Consider the following 17,507-nt stretch of genomic DNA (forward strand, 5'->3'; position numbering starts at 1 on the left):
CCCGCTTCCGGACGGCGGCTTCCGCCTCGCGGCCACGGCGGCCGAGCAGTGATCCGCGTACTGCTGGCCGACGACCAGGCGATGGTCCGGGGCGCGATGGCCGCGATGCTCGGCCTGGAGCGGGACATCGAGGTGGTCGCCGAGGCGGGGACCGGCGAGGAGGTGCTGCCGGCCGCCCGGCGGACCCGGCCGGACGTGGCCCTGCTGGATGTGCAGATGCCCGGGGCCGACGGCCTGACCGTGGCCGCCGAGCTGCGGGACGCACTGCCGGCCTGCCGCGTCGTCATGTGCACGACGTTCGGCCGCCCCGGCTACTACACCCGCGCCATGGCCGCCGGCGCCGCCGGTTTCGTGGTCAAGGACGCCCCGCCGGAGCACCTGGCCGACGCGATCCGCCGGGTCCACTCCGGCCTGCGCGTCGTCGACCCCGTCCTGGCCGCCCAGTCCCGCACCAGCGGCCCCGACCCCCTCACCGAACGCGAACGCGAGGTCCTCCAGGCCGCCGCCGAGGGCGCCACGGTCGCGGACATCGCCGCCGCCCTCCACCTGTCCGGCGGCACCGTCCGCAACCACCTCTCCGCCGCCATCAGCAAGACCAACGCCACCACCCGCGCCGAAGCCGTCCACATCGCCGAACGCAACGGATGGCTGTGACCCGCCTGCCGCGCGGCCGACCTGCCGGGACCGCGGGGATGACGGCGTCGGCCGTGATCCCGGCCGGATCGGGGAAGGTGACGGGCCTGCGGTCCTGACGGGAAAAGCGCCGTCGAGATCCCGCTGTCCGCCGCTGACGGGCCCGGGCCGCCGAACAGGTAGAGCGCGCAGGGCTCGGCCGGCGGGCCGTGCGGGCTGCCGGACGGCCCGCGAGCGATCCGCCGAGTGGCGGATCTGCACGCTCAGCGGCGGTGCGATGGGCTCGGCGAGCAGGGTCTCGGCCGCGACGTCGTCCAGGGTGGTGAGAAGCGCGACAGGTCCGGCCAGACGGTCGGTTCGTCCGGGGCGGTAGCGGTGATCTCTCGGCATTCGCCCGCAACACGGTCCCGACGCCCAGGCCGAACTGGTCACCGGGGGTGGCTGATCGCCTGGCGGTTCGCGGATGGCGCCCCGGCCGAGCCCGTACGGTCCACGCGCGTGCCGAAGAGGACACCCGCACGCCCGGCACCGTCGGCGCACGATCTCCGGCAGGGGCAGCCCGACGCCGCGTCCTTTCCGCGCTCGGTCCGCCCGCCGCGCGCTGAGCGCCGCGCCCGACGCCGGCCGGGTACCTGGCGCGGGCGCGCGGCGTACGGACCACGCCCGAGGGGATCGTGGTGTGCTCCGGCTTCGCCCAGGTGCTGCGGCTGCTCTTCGGCGGCGGCGTTCTGTGCGGTCCGCCGGCCGTGGAGCCCCGCGGGCCCGCCTTCCGGTCTCTCCTGGAGGTCGGTCCGTACCGTCCCGCTGGACGGCGTGGTCCTGCAGGACGGCGACGCTCGAAGCGCCGTGCCCGGTCCTTCCGCAGGAGCGGAGTCAGGCCGTGTACTGGTACGCCGGGTAGGTCAGGTAGCCCGCGTCGCCACCCTGGTAGTACGTGGTCTCGTCGACGGGGGCGATCGGGAGTCCGGTGCGCAGGCGTTCGACCAGGTCGGGGTTGGCGATGAAGCCGCGGCCGAAGCTGATGAGCTCGGCGCCCAGCCCGAGCCAGCGGTCGGCGTCGGCCCGTTCGGTCTGCTTGGGGCCCATCGGGACCACCGGGTTCACGATGAGGGTGCCCGGCCATGCGCGGCGCAGGCCCACCAGCACCTCTTCGTCGGCGGTGGCCTCGAAATGGACGTAGGCGAGGTCGAGGCGGGCCAGCTCGGCCAGCAGCGCGGCGTACAGCTCGGGAACGTCGGTCTCCTCCACGCCCCAGAACGTCCCGCCGGGGGAGAGGCGGATCCCGGTTCTGGGGCCGCCGACGGCCTCGGCGGTCGCGGACACCGCCTCGACGGCGAACCGGATCCGGTTGGCCACCGATCCTCCGTACCGGTCCGTGCGCAGGTTGGCGTTCGAGGAGAGGAACTGCGAGATCAGGTAGCCGTTGGCGCCGTGCAGCTCCACGCCGTCGAAGCCGGCCTCGACGGCGCGGCGGGCGGCCCGGGCGTACGACCCGGCGTGCTCGGGCACCTCGGCGGTGTCCAGGGCGCGCGGCGTCGGCGCGGGCCGGGGCCCGGCCGGGGTGAACACCTCGCCGACGGCCGGGACGGCCGAGGGCCCGACCGGCCGTGTCCCGGTGGTGTCGGGGTGCGAGACCCGGCCGCCGTGCATGATCTGGGCGAAGATCCGCCCGCCGTTGGCGTGCACGGCCGCGGTCACCGGGCGCCAGGCGGTGACCTGCTCCTCGGCGTGCAGCCCCGGCGTGCCGGGGTTGGACTGCCCGATCAGGCTCGGCTGTACGCCCTCGGAGATGATCAGCCCGGCCGTCGCCCGCTGCGCGTAGTAGGCCGCCATCGACGGCGTCGCCAGACCGCCCGCGGCCGCCCGAACCCGCGTCATCGGCGCCATCACCATTCGGTTGGGGAGTGTCAGGTCGCCAAGCCGATAGCCGTCGAAAAGAGTCGTCATGTCATCCTCCGGACGTCGTGGTCCTCCCGTACGGCGGCTACGCTAAAAGCTGACGTCAATGTCAGAGGCAAGTGTTGTGCCGCAGGTCACAACGAGGAGGACGACGTGCGCATCGGCGAGCTGGCGTCACGGGCCGGAGTCAGCGTCCGGTCCCTGCGCTACTACGAAGAGCAGGGCCTGCTCACCAGCACCCGCAGCGCCAGCGGGCAGCGGCACTACACCGACGACGAGGTCGAGCGGGTCACGTTCATCCAGCGCCTGTACGCTGCGGGCCTGTCCAGCCGCACCATCGCCGAACTGCTGCCCTGTGTCGACTCGCCCAGCGAGGAGAACTCCGACGCCGCCCTGGAACGGATGGCACAGGAGCGCGACCGGCTCTCCGCGCACATCGCCGACCTCAGCCACACCCGCGACGCGCTCGATAAGCTGATGGCCGTGGCCCGAGCGCACCGCGAGACGCTGCGAGTACCACTGGCCGGCTGAACGGGGTTCCTTACGGGGCGGATGCGCGCGGTACGCCGGAGATCTCGCCGGTCTCGTCCTCCAGCCGTACGCGGAGGAGCAGGGTGACCCAGGTGCGGTACGGCCTCCAACTCTGGCCGAGGCGCCGCAGCTCCCCGGCGGAGGGAGGTTCGGGCAGGTCGTAGGCGAGGGCGACGGCGCGGGCAAGCCGCCCTTCGTGCTCGGGGACGTGGTCGGGGTCGCCGGCGCCGCGCAGCAGGATGAGCTCGGCGGAGAAGTCTCCGATGCCGGGCAGCCGGGTCAGCTCGGCGAGTGCCTCATCGCGCGGCAGGCCGCGCAGGTGCGCGGCGTCCAGGCGGCCGTCGAGCGCGGCGTGGGCGATCGAGCGCAGCCATTCGGGCTTGCGGCCGGACAGTCCGGCGAAGCCGTCGAGCCCGGCCAGGCGCGCAGGTGCGGGGAAGGCGTGCACCACGTGTTCGCCGAACGCGACCGGCTCGCCGAGTTCCCTCGCCATGCGGGCCTTGATCGTGGCGGCCTGCCGCATCCGGATCCGCCGGCCGATGACGGCCCAGGCGGCGGCCTCGTACGGCGACCAGAAACCGACCGGGCGAAGACCCGGGTAGCGGCGCTGGAGCCCGGCCACCACCGGGTCGCGGTCGCCGACGGCCGGGAACCCGGATCCGTCCACGTCGAGCGACAGGATCCGGGTCACCTGGGATCGGATGGCGGCGGCCAGGCGGGGTGCCGGTGCCGCCGGGCTCACGATCTCGGCGGTGACGCCGTGCGGGTGCTCGCGCACGCGTACGCCGGCCGTCCGGCCGTCGCCGTCCACCGGGAACGCCAGTTCCAGGGGCTCGTCCGCCCGTCGGGTGAGCCCGGCCGGGGTGAAGCCCTCCAGGAACCGGGTGCAGGCCGCCAGCGAGAACGGCCCTCGCGAGGTCAGCGTGAACTCCTCAGCCATGGAGTGTCACGACGTATCCGTCGGGGTCGGCGAACGCGAAGGTGCGGCCGAACGGGCCGTCGGACGGGGCGGTCACGATGGTGACACCGTGGCTCGCCAGGTCGTCGTGCAGCTTGTCGACGTCGTCGGCCTTCAGCCACAGCGCCACGCCCCAGCCCAGCCGGTCGGTGGCGTCCAGGTCGACCATGGGCTCGCGGACGGCGAAGGGGACCGGCTCGGTGGCGAACACCACGGCCCCTGGCGGTGAGACGGCAGCGCGGGCCAGGCCCAGCCGCTCGGTGTAGAAGCGCGCGGACGCCTCCAGGTCGCGTACCTGGAGTGCGACGAAGTCAGGTCCGGTGACAGCCATGATCTCTTCTCCTCGGCTAGTATCAGGTTACCTGAGACTATGTCAGGTAACCTGATACTCCGCAAGGGAGGGCTCCTTGGCCCCGTCGAACTCCACCGGGCGTCCCGGCTACCTGCTCAAACGTGCTCAGGCCGCGCTCCACGCCGCACTCGCCGGGCGGCTTCGCGAGCAGGGCGTGACGCTCCCCCAGTACGCCGTGCTGACCGCCCTGGCCGAGGAACCCGGGCTGTCCAACGCCGACCTGGCGCGCCGCGCCTTCGTCACCCCGCAGACCATGAACCAGGCCCTGCGCGAACTCGAACAGCGCCGGTGGGTGAGCCGCCACCCCCACCCCGGCCACGGCCGCATCCTGCAGGCGGAGCTGACCGCCGACGGCCGCGAGACGCTGGAGGCCTGCCATCGCTCAGCGGACGCCGTCGAGGACCGGATGCTGGCCGCGCTCAGCCCCGTCCAGCGCGAGCAGCTCGCCACGACGCTGCGCGCCTGCATCGAGTCGCTCGCGGAGTGACGGTCGCGGCGGGTACGGCGTCAGCCGACCGGGGCGCCGTTCCACGTCGGCGGCGCGTACCCGGCTGGCTTGTCGCCGATGCCCAGCCCCGGGCTCACCACCCATGACTGGTACTCCGGGGTGAACATGGAGTAGACCGACCTGTGCGGCCGGGAGCCGGCCTGGTCGAGCCGGCGGCGCGCCTCCGGCGGGATCTCCAGGTCGAGCGCGGCGAGGTTGCCGTCGAGCTGCTCGGGGCTGCTCGCGCCGATGATCACCGACCCGACGGCGGGCTGGGTGGCCACCCAGTTGATCGCCACCTGGGCCATGCTCCGGCCCAGGTCGGCGGCCACGCGTTCCAGTTCCTCGATCACGTGCCAGTCGCGGTCGTCGACCGGGACCTGGCCTCCGCCTTCGGTGGTGAACCGGCCCGCGCCCGTCAGACCGTCCGCGCCGCGCCGGTACTTGCCGGTGAGCAGCCCGCCGCCGATCGGGCTCCACGCGGTGATCCCCATCCCCAGTGACTGCGCCATCGGCACGAACTCCGGCTCGATGTCCCGCGCGATCAGCGAGTAGGGCAGCTGCAGATTGATCATCGGAGTCAGGGCGTGCGCCTCGGCGAAGCTCTGCGCCCGCGCGGCGTACCAGGCCGGCACGTCGGACAGGCCGGCGTACCGGATCTTTCCGGCGCGCACCAGGTCGTCGAAGGTGCGCACGACCTCCTCGACCGGGGTGATCCGGTCCCAGGTGTGGAGCAGGTACAGGTCGAGGTGGTCGGTGCCGAGCCGGCGCAGCGAGGCCTCCACCGACCGGATCATGTGCTTGCGGCCGTTGCCGCTGGCGTTGGGGTCGGCCGGGTCGGTGGTGTTGGTGAACTTGCTGGTCAGCACGAGCTTGTCGCGTACCCCGGCGGACGCGATCAGCCGGCCGAGGATGGTCTCGCTCTCTCCGGCGGTGTAGAAGTCCGCCGTGTCGATGAAGTTGCCCCCGGCCTCCAGGTAGCGCCGGAAGATGGGCTCGGCCTCCGCCTCGGTCTTCCCGTACGCCGCGTGGAAGCCGCCGGTGCCGAAGTTCATGGTGCCCAGCGCCAGCCGGCTCACCCGCAGCCCGGACCGGCCGAGCAGGTAGTAGTCGTTCATGTCCACGTCTCCCCAGAGTGTGTTCCGGCGACCGGCCACCGGCCGCCTCGCCCACAAAGATGTGTCGGCGAAAATGGACCCGCAAGTCCAAAATCGCCGACGGACGCCTGGCCCGGGTCGTCCCGCTTCGTCCGGGGTAGCGTGGGATGCTCGGCGCGCGGGCGAGGAGGCGGAGCGGATGACCCGAACACTGACGCGGAAGGGGCTCGCGACCCGGCAGCGGATCATCGAGGGCGCGGCGGCGGAGATCCGCGAGCACGGTGTTCTCGCCACCACCCTCGACGACATACGCGCTCGTACGGACACGAGCAAGAGCCAGCTCTTCCACTACTTCCCGGAGGGCAAGGAGGAACTGCTCCTGGCGGTCGCCCGCCACGAGGCCGACCAGGTGCTCGCCGACCAGCGGCCACAGCTCGGCGAGCTCACCTCCTGGCCGGCGTGGTCGGCCTGGCGCGACCGGGTGGTCGACCGCTACCGCCGCCAGAAGCTCGACTGCCCGATCAACTATCTGGTCTCAGAGCTCGGCCGCAGTACGCCCGGCGCCCAGGCCGTGGTCGTCGAACTGCTGCACACGTGGCAGGAGGAGATCGCCGTGGGGATCCGGCACATGCAGGGCCTCGGCGAGATCGACCCCGGCCTGGACACCGAACGCGCCGCCGCCGCGCTGCTCGCCGGCATCCAGGGGGGCGTCGTGGTGCTGATGTCGACGGGCCGCATCGCGCACCTGGAGGCGGCCCTCGACGCAGGCATCGAGAGCCTGCGCGCAAGCGGACGACGCGCCCGGTCCGACGCGGCCTGACCGGCCCTAGGTGTTCTGTCCCGTCGGCTTGGTGATGCGGCTGGTGGGTGGGAGGCCGCCGAGTGCGGTGATGTTGTACGTGTGCGGCCATGGTGTAAGGGCGTTCGGCTTCGGAGTGGTAGGGGCGTGTGCAGGCCCATTCGTTGGTCAGGGTGCGGTGGAGGCGTTCGGCTTCGCCGTGGGGTCGGGTACGGGCGGGTGAGCTTGTGGGTAGTCGTAGCCCAGGCGCGCTCCGCCGCGTCGGTCCGGGTTGCGCCGGGGGTAGCGGCCCGGTTGTGTTTGCCGGTGATGCGCCGCCCGCCGCCGTCGGGGATGTTGCCGAGTTTTTTTGACGTCGACGTGGATCAGGCCGCCGGGCCGGTCGTGTTCGTAGCGGGGGGATCTCCCGGCCGGTTCCCCGGTCCAGGTCGGGAGCGGGCAGTGGTAGCGGGTCAGGACCCGGTGCGCCGTGGCCGGGTTCAGCCCCAGCCGGTGGGTGATGCGGAGTTTGATGATCCGCTGCTCGGTTTTGCGTGGGGTCCGGGACGGGCTGTGGTGCGGGCGGCTGGAACGGTCGTTCGTCCCGGTGGCGCCGTGTTGGCGGTACCGGTCCGCCCACCGCTTGGCCGTGGTGGCCGAGACCTAGAACCGCTCACCCGCCCGCTGATACGGCCGGTTGTCTTCCACGACGCAACGCGCCAGCCCCAGCCGTTAGCGTGGACCACCAGGACCTCCCGGACGAGATGTGCATGTTGTGGTGACACACACCTCGGCAGGAGGTCCTCCCTATTTCAAGATCATCCAGCCGTGTCGCCTTACCACCGTCCGTGGTCGGTACACCTAGTACACCCCGTGTGCGGCGATGCGGGGGAGCAGGTCGGTTGCGGCGGTGATGTCGCCGTCCAGGGCGCGGTCCTCCACCTGAGGGTCCAGTACGGCCGTCGCCGAGGCGAAGACCTCGCCCAGGCGCCCCGTCGGCATGCTGCCCTGCATGCGCAGGGCGCGTACGGCCGCGACCAGTTCGCATGCGAGCACGATGCGGTACGCCCCGATCGCCTCCGTCGTCGCTCGTGCCGACTGGGTGGAGAAGCCCGCGTGCTCCTCGACGCCTCGCGACAGTACCGCGTTGCCCAGGGCCGACGGGGTCGCCAGGCGCCGGATGTCCGCGATCGCCGAGTGTGCGACGTACTCCAGGATCATGATGCCCGAGCCCGGCTCGCCCGGTGCGGCCTGGAACGGCGCGAGGCCGGTGAAGGCCGGTTCGACCAGTGTGCCCAGGCGGGCCGCCGACAGCGCCGCCGTCTGGAACATCGCGGCCCGTACGGCGTCCAGGCTCAGACCCACGTACGCGGTGTGGAAGCTGCCGTTGTGCCACACCGTACGGCCCGCGACGTCCACGAGGGGGTTCTCCGACGACGCGTTGATCTCCCGTGTGACGATCGTCTCGACGTTCTCCGCCGCGTCCACGGCAGGGCCGTGGACCTGCGGGAACGCCCGGTAACCGTACGGGTCCTGGATGCGCGACGGGACGAGCTCGACGCCGTCGAGCAGCCCCCGCATGGTGTCGGCGACCCGGCGGCGACCCGGATGCGGGCAGTTCTCGTGCACCGGGGCCGCGTACGCCTCCGAGGACCCCTGGACCGCGAGCAGCGACAGTCCGGTGACGGGGATCGAGGCCCGCAGCAGTTCGAGCACGTCCCGGCACGCCAGCGCCGACTCGCCCAGCGTCGCGGCGTTGGAGCTGATGAAGGCGAGCGCGTCGGCGGGCCGCAGCGGGAAGCGCGCGGTGGACGCGCCGCCCTGCCACGGGCGTTCGCCGATCAGGCACAGGGCGGTCGACGCGAGGGCGGTCAGGTCGCCGGTGCCGATCGCGCCATACGCTGGGATCGGGGGAATGAGCCAGCGATTGATCACATCCGCGAGGGCACCGAGCACATCCGGGTCGACGCCGGAGCCGCCCGCGGCGATCTGGTTGAGGCGTACGACGAGCATCGCGCGGACGTTCTCGGCCGACATGAGAGGGCCCGCGCCGCCGGAGTGGCTGCGCAGTAGCCGCAGGCCGTGGGCATCGTCGTCCTCGATCGCGACGTCGCGGTTGGCGCCCACTCCGGTGGTCCGCCCGTACACTGGCCGCCGCGCGGCGACTTCCCGCACGACCTCCCACGCCTGCCGCGCATTCTCCACGGCTTGTGGAGTAACGGTAACGAAGGCGCCATCTCGGGCTACAGCGGTTACAACGTCGCAGTTCAACCCGCTACCGTTGACCGCTATGGCCGTTTGGCTCATGGCCACACCCGCATAGACGGTACAAATACCACTATCTTGACCTCTTAACTTGGAAACGAGTCGCGGTCGTCCCGGACCACTGGGCCGCCTCTAGAGAGAGAGTCACTCTTGATCAAGTTCGACGGCGTCACCAAGCGATACCCGGACGGCACCGTGGCCGTTGACGATTTGACGTTGGAGATCCCCTCCGGCCAGATCACCGTGTTCGTCGGCCCGTCCGGCTGTGGCAAGACCACGTCGCTACGGATGATCAACCGGATGATCGACCCTACCGCCGGCACCATCAGCATTGACGGGGAGGATATCCGCAAAAAGGACGCCTCCGATCTGCGCCGTGGCATCGGTTATGTGATCCAGCACGCGGGGCTGTTCCCGCACCGCACGATCGTCGACAACATCGCCACCGTGCCGTACCTGCTCGGCTGGGACAAGAAGAAGGCGCGTGCGACCGCCATGGAGTTGATGGAGCGCGTGGGCCTGGACACCAAGATGGCCAAGCGCTATCCCTTCCAGCTCTCCGGCGGGCAGCAGCAGCGCGTCGGCGTCGCGCGGGCGCTCGCCGCCGACCCTCCGGTCATGCTGATGGACGAGCCGTTCAGCGCCGTCGACCCGATCGTGCGCAAGAGCCTGCAGGATGAGTTCCTGCGGCTCCAGTCCGAGGTGCGCAAGACGATCGCCTTCGTCACACACGACATCGACGAGGCGATCAAGCTCGGGCACCGCATCGCGGTCTTCCAGGTCGGCGGCACCCTCGCCCAGCACGCCACCCCCGACGAACTGCTGAGCGACCCCGCCGAGGGCTTCGTCACCGAGTTCCTCGGCGGCGAGAAGGGCCTCAGGCGGCTGCGCTTCAACCGCGAGCTGGAGGCCACTCCCGAGCCCGGCAAGGCCGAGAACGAGGTCGAGGCGGCGGAGCGATGAGCGCACTCGCCGCCGACGGTGAGCCGCTGATCCGCTGGAACTGGATCGGTGACCACACCGACCTGCTCACCGACCTGACGCTCCACCACATCAAGCTCGCGCTGCTGCCGATCCTGTTCGGGCTGGTCATCGCGGTCCCGCTCGGCGTCGTGTGCATGCGCTGGCGCTGGCTGTACCCGCCGACGCTGGGCGTCGCCAACATCCTGTACGGGGTGCCGTCGATCGCGCTGTTCATGATCCTCCTGCCGTACTTCGGCGTCGGCAGCGGCGGCAAGGCGGACTTCACGATCATCGTGCCGCTCACGCTGTTCTCCCTGTCGGTCCTCGTGCCGAACGTCGTGGACGGACTGCGGTCGGTCCCCGAGCCGGTGCGCCAGGCGGCCACCGCGATGGGCTTCGGCACGCTCCGCCGGCTGGTCCAGGTCGAACTCCCGATCGCGGTCCCGGTCGTCATCGCGGGTGCGCGGGTCGCGACGGTCGCCTCCATCAGCCTCGTCAGCGTCGGCGTCCTGGTCGGCAACGGCGGGCTCGGCCAGGAGTTCATCGACGGCTACTCCCGCGACTTCACCACACCGATCATCGTCTCCAGCGTGCTGATCCTCGCCCTCGCCCTCATCAGCGACGGCGTGCTCGTCGCGGCACAGCGGTTGCTCACCCCGTGGGCGCGGACCCGGAGGAGTAACGGATGAACCTCGTCGACCAGATCAACGCCGCGTGGAACTGGCTCACCGCCTCCGCGCACTGGAGCGGCGGCGACGGCATCCCGCATCGCCTGTTCGAACACCTCGGCTACAGCGCGCTCGCCCTGGCCATCGCCGCCGTGATCGCACTGCCGCTCGGCGCGCTCGTCGGCCACACCGGCCGGGGCGGCTTTATCGTCGTCAGCCTCGCCAACCTCGCGCGCGCCATCCCCACACTCGGGCTGCTGCTGCTCGTGGTGACCGTCACCTCCATCGGCCTGACCCCGGTGATCATCCCGCTGATCGCGCTCGCCACACCACCGATCCTCGTCAACACGTACGAGGGGATCCGCAGCGTCGACGCCGACATCAAGGACGCCGCGAAGGGCATGGGCATGAAAGGCCCCGGCGTCCTGCTCAAGGCCGAGATCCCGGTCGCGATACCCCTCATCCTCCTGGGCCTGCGCACCGCCGCGATCCAGGTCGTCGCGACGGCCACCATCGCGGCGTACGCGGGCATCGGCGGTCTCGGCCGGTTCATCGTCGACGGCCTCGCGCGCAAGGACTACTCGTCGGTGGTGGGTGGTTCAGTACTGGTCGTGCTCCTTGCCGTGATCGTGCAGGTCGCCTTCGTCGGCATCCGGAGGGCGGTCGTGTCCCCCGGACTGCGCGGATCGTCGCGTACCTCGTAAGACGTTGGAACGAGAAGAGGAAAACGGAAAATGATACGGATAGTCCGTGGCGCCGTCCTCGGCGTCGTCGCAGCGCTGGCCCTCAGCGCGTGCGGTGGCAGCAGTGACAAGGGCGGTAGCGACAACCCCCTGGACCAAAAGCCCGCCGGCGGAGGCGCCAACGTCGTCGTCGGCTCGGCGAACTTCCCCGAGAGCCAGCTCCTCGGTGAGCTGTACGCCCAGGCGCTGGAGGCCAAGGGCGTCAAGGTCACCAGGAAGTTCAACATCGGCAGCCGTGAGGTCTACTACGACCAGGTCAAGTCCGGCGCCATCACCGTGATGCCGGAGTACAACGGCGCCCTGCTGACGACGTCGGTCGACAAGTCCAGCACCGCCGTGACGACCGCCGACGTCAACGCCGCCCTCAAGGCCAAGCTCCCCGCGACCCTGGCGATCCTCGACTCCTCCCAGGCCGAGGACAAGGACTCGGTGACGGTCAACCCCCAGACCGCGCAGAAGTACAACCTCAAGTCGATCGCCGACCTCAAGTCGGCGGCCGGCCAGGTGACGATCGGCGGCCCGTCGGAGTTCAAGACCCGTGAGCAGGGCCTGGTCGGGCTGGAGAAGAAGTACGGCCTGAAGTTCAAGAAGTTCCAGCCGTTCGACGCCAACGCCCAGACCACGCTGGTCAAGCTGCTGAAGAACAACACGATCCAGGCGGCCGACCTGTTCACCACCGACCCGACGATCGCGGCGAACAAGTTCGTCGTGCTCCAGGACCCGCAGAACGTCTTCAGCGCACAGAACGTCACGCCACTCGTCTACAAGTCCGGCGTCGACGCCAACGCGCAGGCGGCGCTCAACGCGGTCTCGGCCAAGCTGACCACCCAGGACCTGCTCGCCATGATGACGCGCGTGGTCTCCGACAAGGACGACGCCGACACCGTCGCCAAGGACTGGCTGAGCAAGGCCGGCCTCGGCTGACGCTGACGCCTTCCCGGCGACCGACCGACCGAGGGCGGGCGCGGTGTGTCCACCACACCGTGCCCGCCCTCGGCCCGTACGGGGCCCGGTCCCACGCCCCCAGGCCCGTGCCGCTCGCGGTACCGTCGGAGTCGGTCTCTCCCGGCCCCGGCGGGCCGGGCGCGCGTTCGGAGGTGATCACGGTGCATCCGGTCTTATGACGGCCCCGGCCAGGGGCGTCACGGAGCCGGAAGGCGACCGTATGAGCAAGACCGACAAGACCCGGCCCTGGTGGGTGCGGGTGGCCGACGCGCCGATGGTGACCTGCGTGCCCGTGCACGATCATCGGTTCGGGCCGTGCACGCTGCCGGACGAGATCACCGCCGGCAGCGCATCCCTGAGTCACCGTACGAGCGGCTGTCACTGGCGTGCCACCGACCACTACTGGTTCGAGTGCGGCGGTGCCGATGGGGGCCGGGAGTGGCAGTACCTCCGGCGCGAAGCGCGGCGCCGCAGCCGTCACGAGGCCCGCCGCGCGCTGCGCGCCCAGCGCCGTCTTCGAGGCATCGAGGGGCAGTGATGACCGACACCTCCTGGCTGGGACCGCCCATCGACGTCCGGCCGGTGTTCGCCGAGCAGCAGGCCGCGTTCGTCGAGCTGCTGCGCCGGCTCGACGGCGACGAGTGGGCCAGGCCGACGATCTGCCCCGGCTGGAACGTCAAGGACGTCGCCGCCCACGTGCTCGGCGACCACCTCGGACGCCTGTCCATGCACCGGGACGGCTTCCATGCGGTGCGTCCGCGAGACGGCGAGGCGTTCCCCGCCTTCCTCGACCGCATCAACGGCCGGTGGGTCGAGGCCGCTCGCGGCATCAGCCCTCCGCTGCTCATCGACCTGCTGTCCAACGCCGCGGACCAGATCATCGCGTTCTGGCGGACCGTCGACCTGGACGCCCTCGGCGGGCCGGTGCGCTGGGCCGGACCCGAGCCGCACCCGTACTGGCTGGACGTGGCCCGCGAGTACACCGAGTTCTGGACCCACCAGCAGCAGATCTGCGAGGCGACCGGCCGGGCCGGACTCACCGACCCGCACTATGCCGGCCCCGTCATCGACACCTTCCTGCGGGGGCTGCCGCACACGCTGCGCGACGTGACCGCGCCGCCGGGCGCCGCCCTCGGGGTGACCGTGACCGGGCCCGGCGGGGGAGACTGGACCTGCACCCGCGGGTCCGGCCGCTGGCGGCTGGCCCGCGGGCCGCGTCCCTCGCCCACCGCACGGCTCGAACTCGACGCCGACACGACCTGGCGCCTGTGCACTCGCGGCATCACTCCCGCTCAGGCGGCCGAACGCGCCCGCGTCGACGGCGACCGGCACCTCGCGACGGCGGCCCTCCAGATCGTGTCGATCATCTGGTCGGGGCCGGAAGGGAACCGAGGGCGGTCCGGATGACGAGAGACGTGCGTATCTGTTTCGCCGGCTCGAATGGCTCGCCCTTCCCCGAGTCCCTAGCCGCCCCAGTGCGGCGTGGGCGGCGCGGCCAGGCGACGGCGGTGTGAGGAGCGTCGTACGGCGACCACGATGATGATCACCGTGGCGGCCGCGAGCGCCGCCATGGGGATCAGGATCACGGCGAAGATCTTTCCCACCATCTGCCCGGTCTCGGGCGGGGTGCCGATGCCGTATCGCGCGCCGGCGTTGGCGGCGGTCCGCGGGCAGGTGACCTGGTACGTGCCGTCGGCCGGCAGGCGCAGGTGGGACAGGACGTGCCAGCGGGTGCCGTTCTCGGTGATGGTGGTGGTCCCCGAGATCGGCTCGGCCGCGAACCGCCGTCCGGCCGAGTCGCGGGCGTAGCAGTGGTCGTCCGGGGAGCCCGTGCCGGTGACGTAGAAGCCGGGCCGCGGGTCCTTGCCCAGGTGAAGGGTCACCGTCTCGCCGGGGCCGAAGGTCCGGGCTGGTCCGGCCCCGGCGATGAGCCTGATGAAGATCACGGCGGCGGTCGCCACGCCGGCCACCAGGATCAGCGCCGCGATCGCGTACCACAGACGTCGCGGACGGAGTTCGGATGCGGCGGCGTACGGCGGTGTGGCCATGCCCGGTCAGACGCGCCCTTCCCGTGACGCGTTCCATCCGGGCTCAGCCGGTCGGCAGGGCCTGCAGGAGCAGCAGCAGCGCCAGGACGGCGAAGGTGACTCCGGCGGTGACGGTCACCGCGGCGGCGGCGCGGCCGTCGCTCTTCAACGCGCCGCCCAGGCGGCCGGCGGACAGGCCGACGAGGCTGTCCCAGGCCAGGCCGACGAGCAGGAAGATCAGGCCGAGGGTGAGGAACTGGAGGGCGGCCGGGCCGCGCCCGGCCCTGGCGAACTGGGGCAGGAACGCGGCGAAGAAGAGGATGACCTTGGGGTTGGTGAGGTTCGTGAGGACGGCCCGGGCCAGCACCCGCCGGTCGGGCGGTGGGGCGTGCGTGACGTGGCCCGAGCGCCGAGCGCTCCGCAGTGTGGTGACGGCGAGCCAGGCCAGGTAGGCGGCCCCGCCCAGGCGTACCGCGGTCAATGCCAGTGGGGCCGACCGCAACACGATGGCCAGGCCGAGCGAGGCGGCGGTCACGTGTACGAGCATGCCCAGTGACATGCCGACGGCGGACAGGACGCCCGCGCGCGGGCCCCGGTCGATCGCGACGGCGACGATGTAGGCGTTGTCCGGCCCCGGAGGGATCGTGACCAGCAACACCGCCAGGAGGTAACCGGGAAGAACCGCGAGGTCGAGCACGCCGGACTCCATCTGTAACGCAATGAATGCCGTTCACACGTTACGGCCGTCCTGGGCGGCAATGCAACGCCCAGACTCGGCTCATCGCGTTACAGTCGGCCCATGGTCGAGGCCATGCCGCTGGACACACTGGTCGAGCTCATCAACGGATGGGGGACCGACCCTCGTCGCGAGGACGGCCGGAGCGACCAGCCTTACCCGCCCGCCGCGGACATCGAGGAACGGCTCGGTGCGCGGCCCGGCGACCGCGTACTGGCCGAGGTCGCGGATCGCCTCCACCCGGTGTTCGCGGTATCCGACCCCGCCGAGCGCGCCCGGCTGGTCACCCGGCTCCTCGCCGACACCGGGGTCCGCCCGGCTCTGGGCGCCGAGGCCGGCCGTCTGTACTCCGGGTGGCTCGTCGCGGACGAGCGTGACGCGGTTCTCGCCTCCGCGGCGGTCGCCCTGCGCGAGTACCTCGCCGGCCACGACTCCCACCGGCTCGGCATGTGCGCGGACCTCCGCTGCGCCGACGTTTACATCGACACCTCTCCCGGTGGCCGGCGCCGCTTCTGCTCCGTGACCTGCCAGAACCGTACGCGCGTCGCCGCCTTCCGCAGCCGCCGCGCTCAGGGCTGAGCGGCGCGCTCGCGGGCGACGCCGCCGCCCTCACCCAGCGGCGACGCGGGCGAGTGCGCCGATCTCGAGTGCCGTCCACAGTGCGCCGTCCGGGCCGAGGGTGATGCCGTGCGGTTCCGACTTGGGCGTGGGCAGGTCGTGGAGCTGGATCGTGCCGTCCGGGGCGATCGAGCCGACGCGGTTGCCGCCCCATTCGGTGAACCACTGCCGGTCGTCGTCGCCGGGGGTGATGGCGTGCGGCCGGGCGGACCGGTCGGGCAGCGGGAACTCGGTGATCGCGCCGTCGGTGCCGATCCGGCCGATCTGGCCGGCGGCGATCTCCACGAACCACAGCGCGCCGTCCCGGCCCGCGGCGATGCCCACCGGCGCGGCGGCCTCGGTCGGCAGCGGATGGATGGTGATCTCCGCGTCCATGCCGATGCGGCCGATGGCGTTGCCCTGGTTGAGGGTGAACCACATGCCGCCGTCGGCACCGGCGGTGATCGCGGAGGGGAAGGCGCCGGTGACCGGGAGCGGGAACTCGGTGACCGCGCCGTCGGTGGTGATCCTGCCGACACGGTCGGCGGCGGTCTCGGTGAACCACAGTGCGCCGTCCGGTCCCGCGGCGATGCCGAACGGCCCGCGGTCCGGGGCCGGCAGCCCGAACTCCGTGACCGCGCCGTCGGTCGTGATGCGCCCGATGCGGTGTGCCTGGTACTCGGTGAACCACAGCGCGCCGTCCGGCCCGGCGACGATGATCGTCGGTCCGCACGCCGGATCGAGCCGGTGGCTCGTGGGTTCGCCGCCGGGGACGATCCGGCCGATCCGGCCGCCGTGGACCAGGGTGTACCAGAGTGCGCCGTCCGGCCCGGTCGTGATCGCGTACGGGCCGGCATCGGGCCCGGTGACGGCGTACTCCTCGACGGACGTGTGTGTCATCGGGCCTCCTACCGGCGGTGTTCGGCGGCAACGCGTTCGATGTGGCCCCGGAGACGTTACCGGCGGAGCCGACGGACATCGAGATCTTTTTGCCCCGGCCGTGGGACCGCGCTTCGGCCGGACCGCCGGGCGGGCCGCACGTTCTCCCGAACGCTCACCCGGCCGTCGGCCTCAGCCGGCGGTGAGGTGGGTGCGGATGGCGGTGGCGCCGGATTCGGTGAGCCAGTCGGTGAGAGTGCGGAGTCCGGGGTGGATCACGCGCAGTGCCTCGATGTCGGCGTGCCAGCGGTGACCGGCCTGCCAGCGCTTCCTGGTCTCGGCGACCTCCGGGCCGATCGCGGCGGCCTCGTCGTCGGTGAGCTGCTCGTACCGGACCGGAATGCCCGTGGCCTCGGTGATCGCGGCGGCGGCCTCGACCGGGGTCGGTTCGTCACCGGCCAGTTCCAGGGTCCGTCCGGCGAACCGGGCCGGATCCGCGAACGCCAGCGCGGCGAACTCGGCGACGTCCTCCAGCGCGATGATCTGCATGGGCTCGTGCGGCGGGAACAGGTGCCGGTGCACGCCGTCCGAAACACCGTCGATGCCGGTCCTTCCGCCGCCGAGATAGTTGCTCATGAACCGGACCGGACGCAGCACGGTGGGCAGCGCGATGTGGTCGTGCAGGTACTCCTCGATCAGCGCCTTCCCCGCCGAACCCCACGATGCCGCCGATGCCGAGGCGACGGTGCTGAACACCACCTGCTCGATTCCCGCCGCGGCCGTCGCGTCGATCAGCGCCCGGCCGCGGGCCGCCTCGAGGTCCGTCTCGGGTCCGGCCGGCCCGAAGGCCACGGGCGGTACGCCGACCACCGCGGCGGCGCCGTCGAGCGCGGGCGGCAGGCTCGCCGGATCGTCGAAGTCCCCGCGTACGAGCTCGGCGCCGGCCTCG

At 71.7% G+C, this 17,507-nt stretch carries 20 protein-coding genes and 1 pseudogene; 11 read left to right on the plus strand and 10 right to left on the minus strand.

Annotated features, from left to right (window positions below; translation table 11 throughout):
• The coding region (locus ACFFNX_RS19045) for a response regulator transcription factor (RefSeq protein ID WP_446678518.1) at positions 1-654 on the plus strand (654 nt) is incomplete at its 5' end.
• Positions 655-1,506: 852 nt separating this feature from the next.
• On the opposite strand, the gene ACFFNX_RS19050 is transcribed toward ACFFNX_RS19045, so the two are convergent.
• A complete protein-coding gene (locus ACFFNX_RS19050) occupies positions 1,507-2,580 on the minus strand; it encodes an alkene reductase (protein WP_378203586.1) in 1,074 nt (357 codons plus the stop codon).
• Between the two features lie 105 nt (positions 2,581-2,685).
• On the opposite strand from ACFFNX_RS19050, the gene ACFFNX_RS19055 reads away from it, so the two are divergent.
• Positions 2,686-3,063 carry a MerR family transcriptional regulator gene (locus tag ACFFNX_RS19055; RefSeq protein ID WP_378203589.1) on the plus strand — a complete coding sequence of 126 codons (378 nt, stop codon included), beginning with the start codon at positions 2,686-2,688 and terminating at the stop codon, positions 3,061-3,063.
• Between the two features lie 10 nt (positions 3,064-3,073).
• On the opposite strand, the gene ACFFNX_RS19060 is transcribed toward ACFFNX_RS19055, so the two are convergent.
• Together ACFFNX_RS19060 and ACFFNX_RS19065 are read right to left on the minus strand one after the other, a co-directional pair.
• Positions 3,074-4,003: a DNA-3-methyladenine glycosylase family protein gene (locus ACFFNX_RS19060; RefSeq protein WP_378203592.1), complete on the minus strand. Its 930-nt coding sequence runs from the start codon at positions 4,001-4,003 to the stop codon at positions 3,074-3,076.
• Positions 3,996-4,352, minus strand: a complete 357-nt coding sequence (locus ACFFNX_RS19065; RefSeq protein ID WP_378203595.1) for a VOC family protein — start codon at positions 4,350-4,352, stop codon at positions 3,996-3,998. The genes ACFFNX_RS19060 and ACFFNX_RS19065 overlap by 8 nt, the downstream gene beginning before the upstream one ends.
• A gap of 76 nt (positions 4,353-4,428) precedes the next feature.
• On the opposite strand from ACFFNX_RS19065, the gene ACFFNX_RS19070 reads away from it, so the two are divergent.
• A complete protein-coding gene (locus tag ACFFNX_RS19070) occupies positions 4,429-4,860 on the plus strand; it encodes a MarR family winged helix-turn-helix transcriptional regulator (protein ID WP_378203597.1) in 432 nt (143 codons plus the stop codon).
• Positions 4,861-4,880: 20 nt separating this feature from the next.
• Here ACFFNX_RS19070 and ACFFNX_RS19075 read toward each other — a convergent pair whose 3' ends face one another.
• Entirely contained in the window at positions 4,881-5,978 is a 1,098-nt protein-coding gene (locus tag ACFFNX_RS19075; protein WP_378203600.1) for an aldo/keto reductase, read from the minus strand.
• 178 nt (positions 5,979-6,156) lie between these two features.
• Between ACFFNX_RS19075 and ACFFNX_RS19080 the strand changes: the two genes are divergently transcribed.
• Entirely contained in the window at positions 6,157-6,777 is a 621-nt protein-coding gene (locus ACFFNX_RS19080) for a TetR/AcrR family transcriptional regulator (protein WP_378203603.1), read from the plus strand.
• Between the two features lie 6 nt (positions 6,778-6,783).
• Here ACFFNX_RS19080 and ACFFNX_RS19085 read toward each other — a convergent pair.
• Together ACFFNX_RS19085 and ACFFNX_RS19090 are read right to left on the minus strand one after the other, a co-directional pair.
• Positions 6,784-7,464, minus strand: a pseudogene (locus ACFFNX_RS19085) (leucine zipper domain-containing protein).
• A gap of 132 nt (positions 7,465-7,596) precedes the next feature.
• Positions 7,597-9,042 carry an aromatic amino acid ammonia-lyase gene (locus tag ACFFNX_RS19090; RefSeq protein WP_378203606.1) on the minus strand — a complete coding sequence of 482 codons (1,446 nt, stop codon included), beginning with the start codon at positions 9,040-9,042 and terminating at the stop codon, positions 7,597-7,599.
• A 108-nt stretch (positions 9,043-9,150) separates the two neighbouring features.
• On the opposite strand from ACFFNX_RS19090, the gene ACFFNX_RS19095 reads away from it, so the two are divergent.
• The 6 genes from ACFFNX_RS19095 to ACFFNX_RS19120 all read left to right on the plus strand — a co-directional run bounded on the left by ACFFNX_RS19095 (position 9,151) and on the right by ACFFNX_RS19120 (position 13,726).
• Positions 9,151-9,963 (plus strand): ABC transporter ATP-binding protein, encoded by an 813-nt coding sequence (locus ACFFNX_RS19095; protein ID WP_378203609.1) that lies wholly within the window; start codon positions 9,151-9,153, stop codon positions 9,961-9,963.
• Positions 9,960-10,652, plus strand: a complete 693-nt coding sequence (locus tag ACFFNX_RS19100; protein WP_378203613.1) for an ABC transporter permease — start codon at positions 9,960-9,962, stop codon at positions 10,650-10,652. The genes ACFFNX_RS19095 and ACFFNX_RS19100 overlap by 4 nt, the downstream gene beginning before the upstream one ends.
• Entirely contained in the window at positions 10,649-11,335 is a 687-nt protein-coding gene (locus ACFFNX_RS19105) for an ABC transporter permease (RefSeq protein WP_378203616.1), read from the plus strand. The genes ACFFNX_RS19100 and ACFFNX_RS19105 overlap by 4 nt, the downstream gene beginning before the upstream one ends.
• Positions 11,336-11,365: 30 nt before the next feature.
• A complete protein-coding gene (locus ACFFNX_RS19110; protein WP_378203619.1) occupies positions 11,366-12,298 on the plus strand; it encodes an ABC transporter substrate-binding protein in 933 nt (310 codons plus the stop codon).
• Positions 12,299-12,539: 241 nt separating this feature from the next.
• A complete protein-coding gene (locus tag ACFFNX_RS19115) occupies positions 12,540-12,857 on the plus strand; it encodes a hypothetical protein (protein WP_378203622.1) in 318 nt (105 codons plus the stop codon).
• Complete coding sequence (locus ACFFNX_RS19120; protein WP_378203624.1) at positions 12,857-13,726, plus strand: maleylpyruvate isomerase family mycothiol-dependent enzyme; 870 nt, start codon at positions 12,857-12,859, stop codon at positions 13,724-13,726. Before ACFFNX_RS19115 ends, ACFFNX_RS19120 begins: the two co-directional genes overlap by 1 nt.
• Positions 13,727-13,782: 56 nt before the next feature.
• On the opposite strand, the gene ACFFNX_RS19125 is transcribed toward ACFFNX_RS19120, so the two are convergent.
• Positions 13,783-14,367, minus strand: coding sequence for a hypothetical protein (locus ACFFNX_RS19125; protein ID WP_378203627.1), 585 nt, complete (start codon positions 14,365-14,367; stop codon positions 13,783-13,785).
• A 43-nt stretch (positions 14,368-14,410) separates the two neighbouring features.
• A complete protein-coding gene (locus ACFFNX_RS19130) occupies positions 14,411-15,043 on the minus strand; it encodes a LysE family translocator (protein WP_378203630.1) in 633 nt (210 codons plus the stop codon).
• Between the two features lie 102 nt (positions 15,044-15,145).
• On the opposite strand from ACFFNX_RS19130, the gene ACFFNX_RS19135 reads away from it, so the two are divergent.
• Entirely contained in the window at positions 15,146-15,661 is a 516-nt protein-coding gene (locus tag ACFFNX_RS19135) for a CGNR zinc finger domain-containing protein (RefSeq protein ID WP_378203633.1), read from the plus strand.
• A 30-nt stretch (positions 15,662-15,691) separates the two neighbouring features.
• Here the strand turns inward: ACFFNX_RS19135 and ACFFNX_RS19140 are convergent, their stop codons facing one another.
• Complete coding sequence (locus ACFFNX_RS19140; protein WP_378203636.1) at positions 15,692-16,579, minus strand: Vgb family protein; 888 nt, start codon at positions 16,577-16,579, stop codon at positions 15,692-15,694.
• A gap of 171 nt (positions 16,580-16,750) precedes the next feature.
• Positions 16,751-17,507 (minus strand): NmrA family NAD(P)-binding protein (locus ACFFNX_RS19145; protein WP_378203639.1); only part of this gene is annotated, 757 nt, incomplete at its 5' end.

It is taken from the genome of Actinoallomurus acaciae, assembly GCF_042429965.1.
GTDB lineage: Bacteria > Actinomycetota > Actinomycetes > Streptosporangiales > Streptosporangiaceae > Actinoallomurus > Actinoallomurus acaciae.

Coding starts and splice junctions, on each gene's coding strand:
- ACFFNX_RS19090 (WP_378203606.1), bottom strand. CDS start 9,042: ATGAGCCAAACGGCCATAGCGGTCAACGGTAGCGGGTTGAACTGCGAC.
- ACFFNX_RS19050 (WP_378203586.1), bottom strand. CDS start 2,580: ATGACGACTCTTTTCGACGGCTATCGGCTTGGCGACCTGACACTCCCC.
- ACFFNX_RS19100 (WP_378203613.1), top strand. CDS start 9,960: ATGAGCGCACTCGCCGCCGACGGTGAGCCGCTGATCCGCTGGAACTGG.
- ACFFNX_RS19125 (WP_378203627.1), bottom strand. CDS start 14,367: ATGGCCACACCGCCGTACGCCGCCGCATCCGAACTCCGTCCGCGACGT.
- ACFFNX_RS19140 (WP_378203636.1), bottom strand. CDS start 16,579: ATGACACACACGTCCGTCGAGGAGTACGCCGTCACCGGGCCCGATGCC.
- ACFFNX_RS19120 (WP_378203624.1), top strand. CDS start 12,857: ATGACCGACACCTCCTGGCTGGGACCGCCCATCGACGTCCGGCCGGTG.
- ACFFNX_RS19135 (WP_378203633.1), top strand. CDS start 15,146: ATGGTCGAGGCCATGCCGCTGGACACACTGGTCGAGCTCATCAACGGA.
- ACFFNX_RS19075 (WP_378203600.1), bottom strand. CDS start 5,978: ATGAACGACTACTACCTGCTCGGCCGGTCCGGGCTGCGGGTGAGCCGG.
- ACFFNX_RS19065 (WP_378203595.1), bottom strand. CDS start 4,352: ATGGCTGTCACCGGACCTGACTTCGTCGCACTCCAGGTACGCGACCTG.
- ACFFNX_RS19115 (WP_378203622.1), top strand. CDS start 12,540: ATGAGCAAGACCGACAAGACCCGGCCCTGGTGGGTGCGGGTGGCCGAC.
- ACFFNX_RS19110 (WP_378203619.1), top strand. CDS start 11,366: ATGATACGGATAGTCCGTGGCGCCGTCCTCGGCGTCGTCGCAGCGCTG.
- ACFFNX_RS19080 (WP_378203603.1), top strand. CDS start 6,157: ATGACCCGAACACTGACGCGGAAGGGGCTCGCGACCCGGCAGCGGATC.
- ACFFNX_RS19060 (WP_378203592.1), bottom strand. CDS start 4,003: ATGGCTGAGGAGTTCACGCTGACCTCGCGAGGGCCGTTCTCGCTGGCG.
- ACFFNX_RS19105 (WP_378203616.1), top strand. CDS start 10,649: ATGAACCTCGTCGACCAGATCAACGCCGCGTGGAACTGGCTCACCGCC.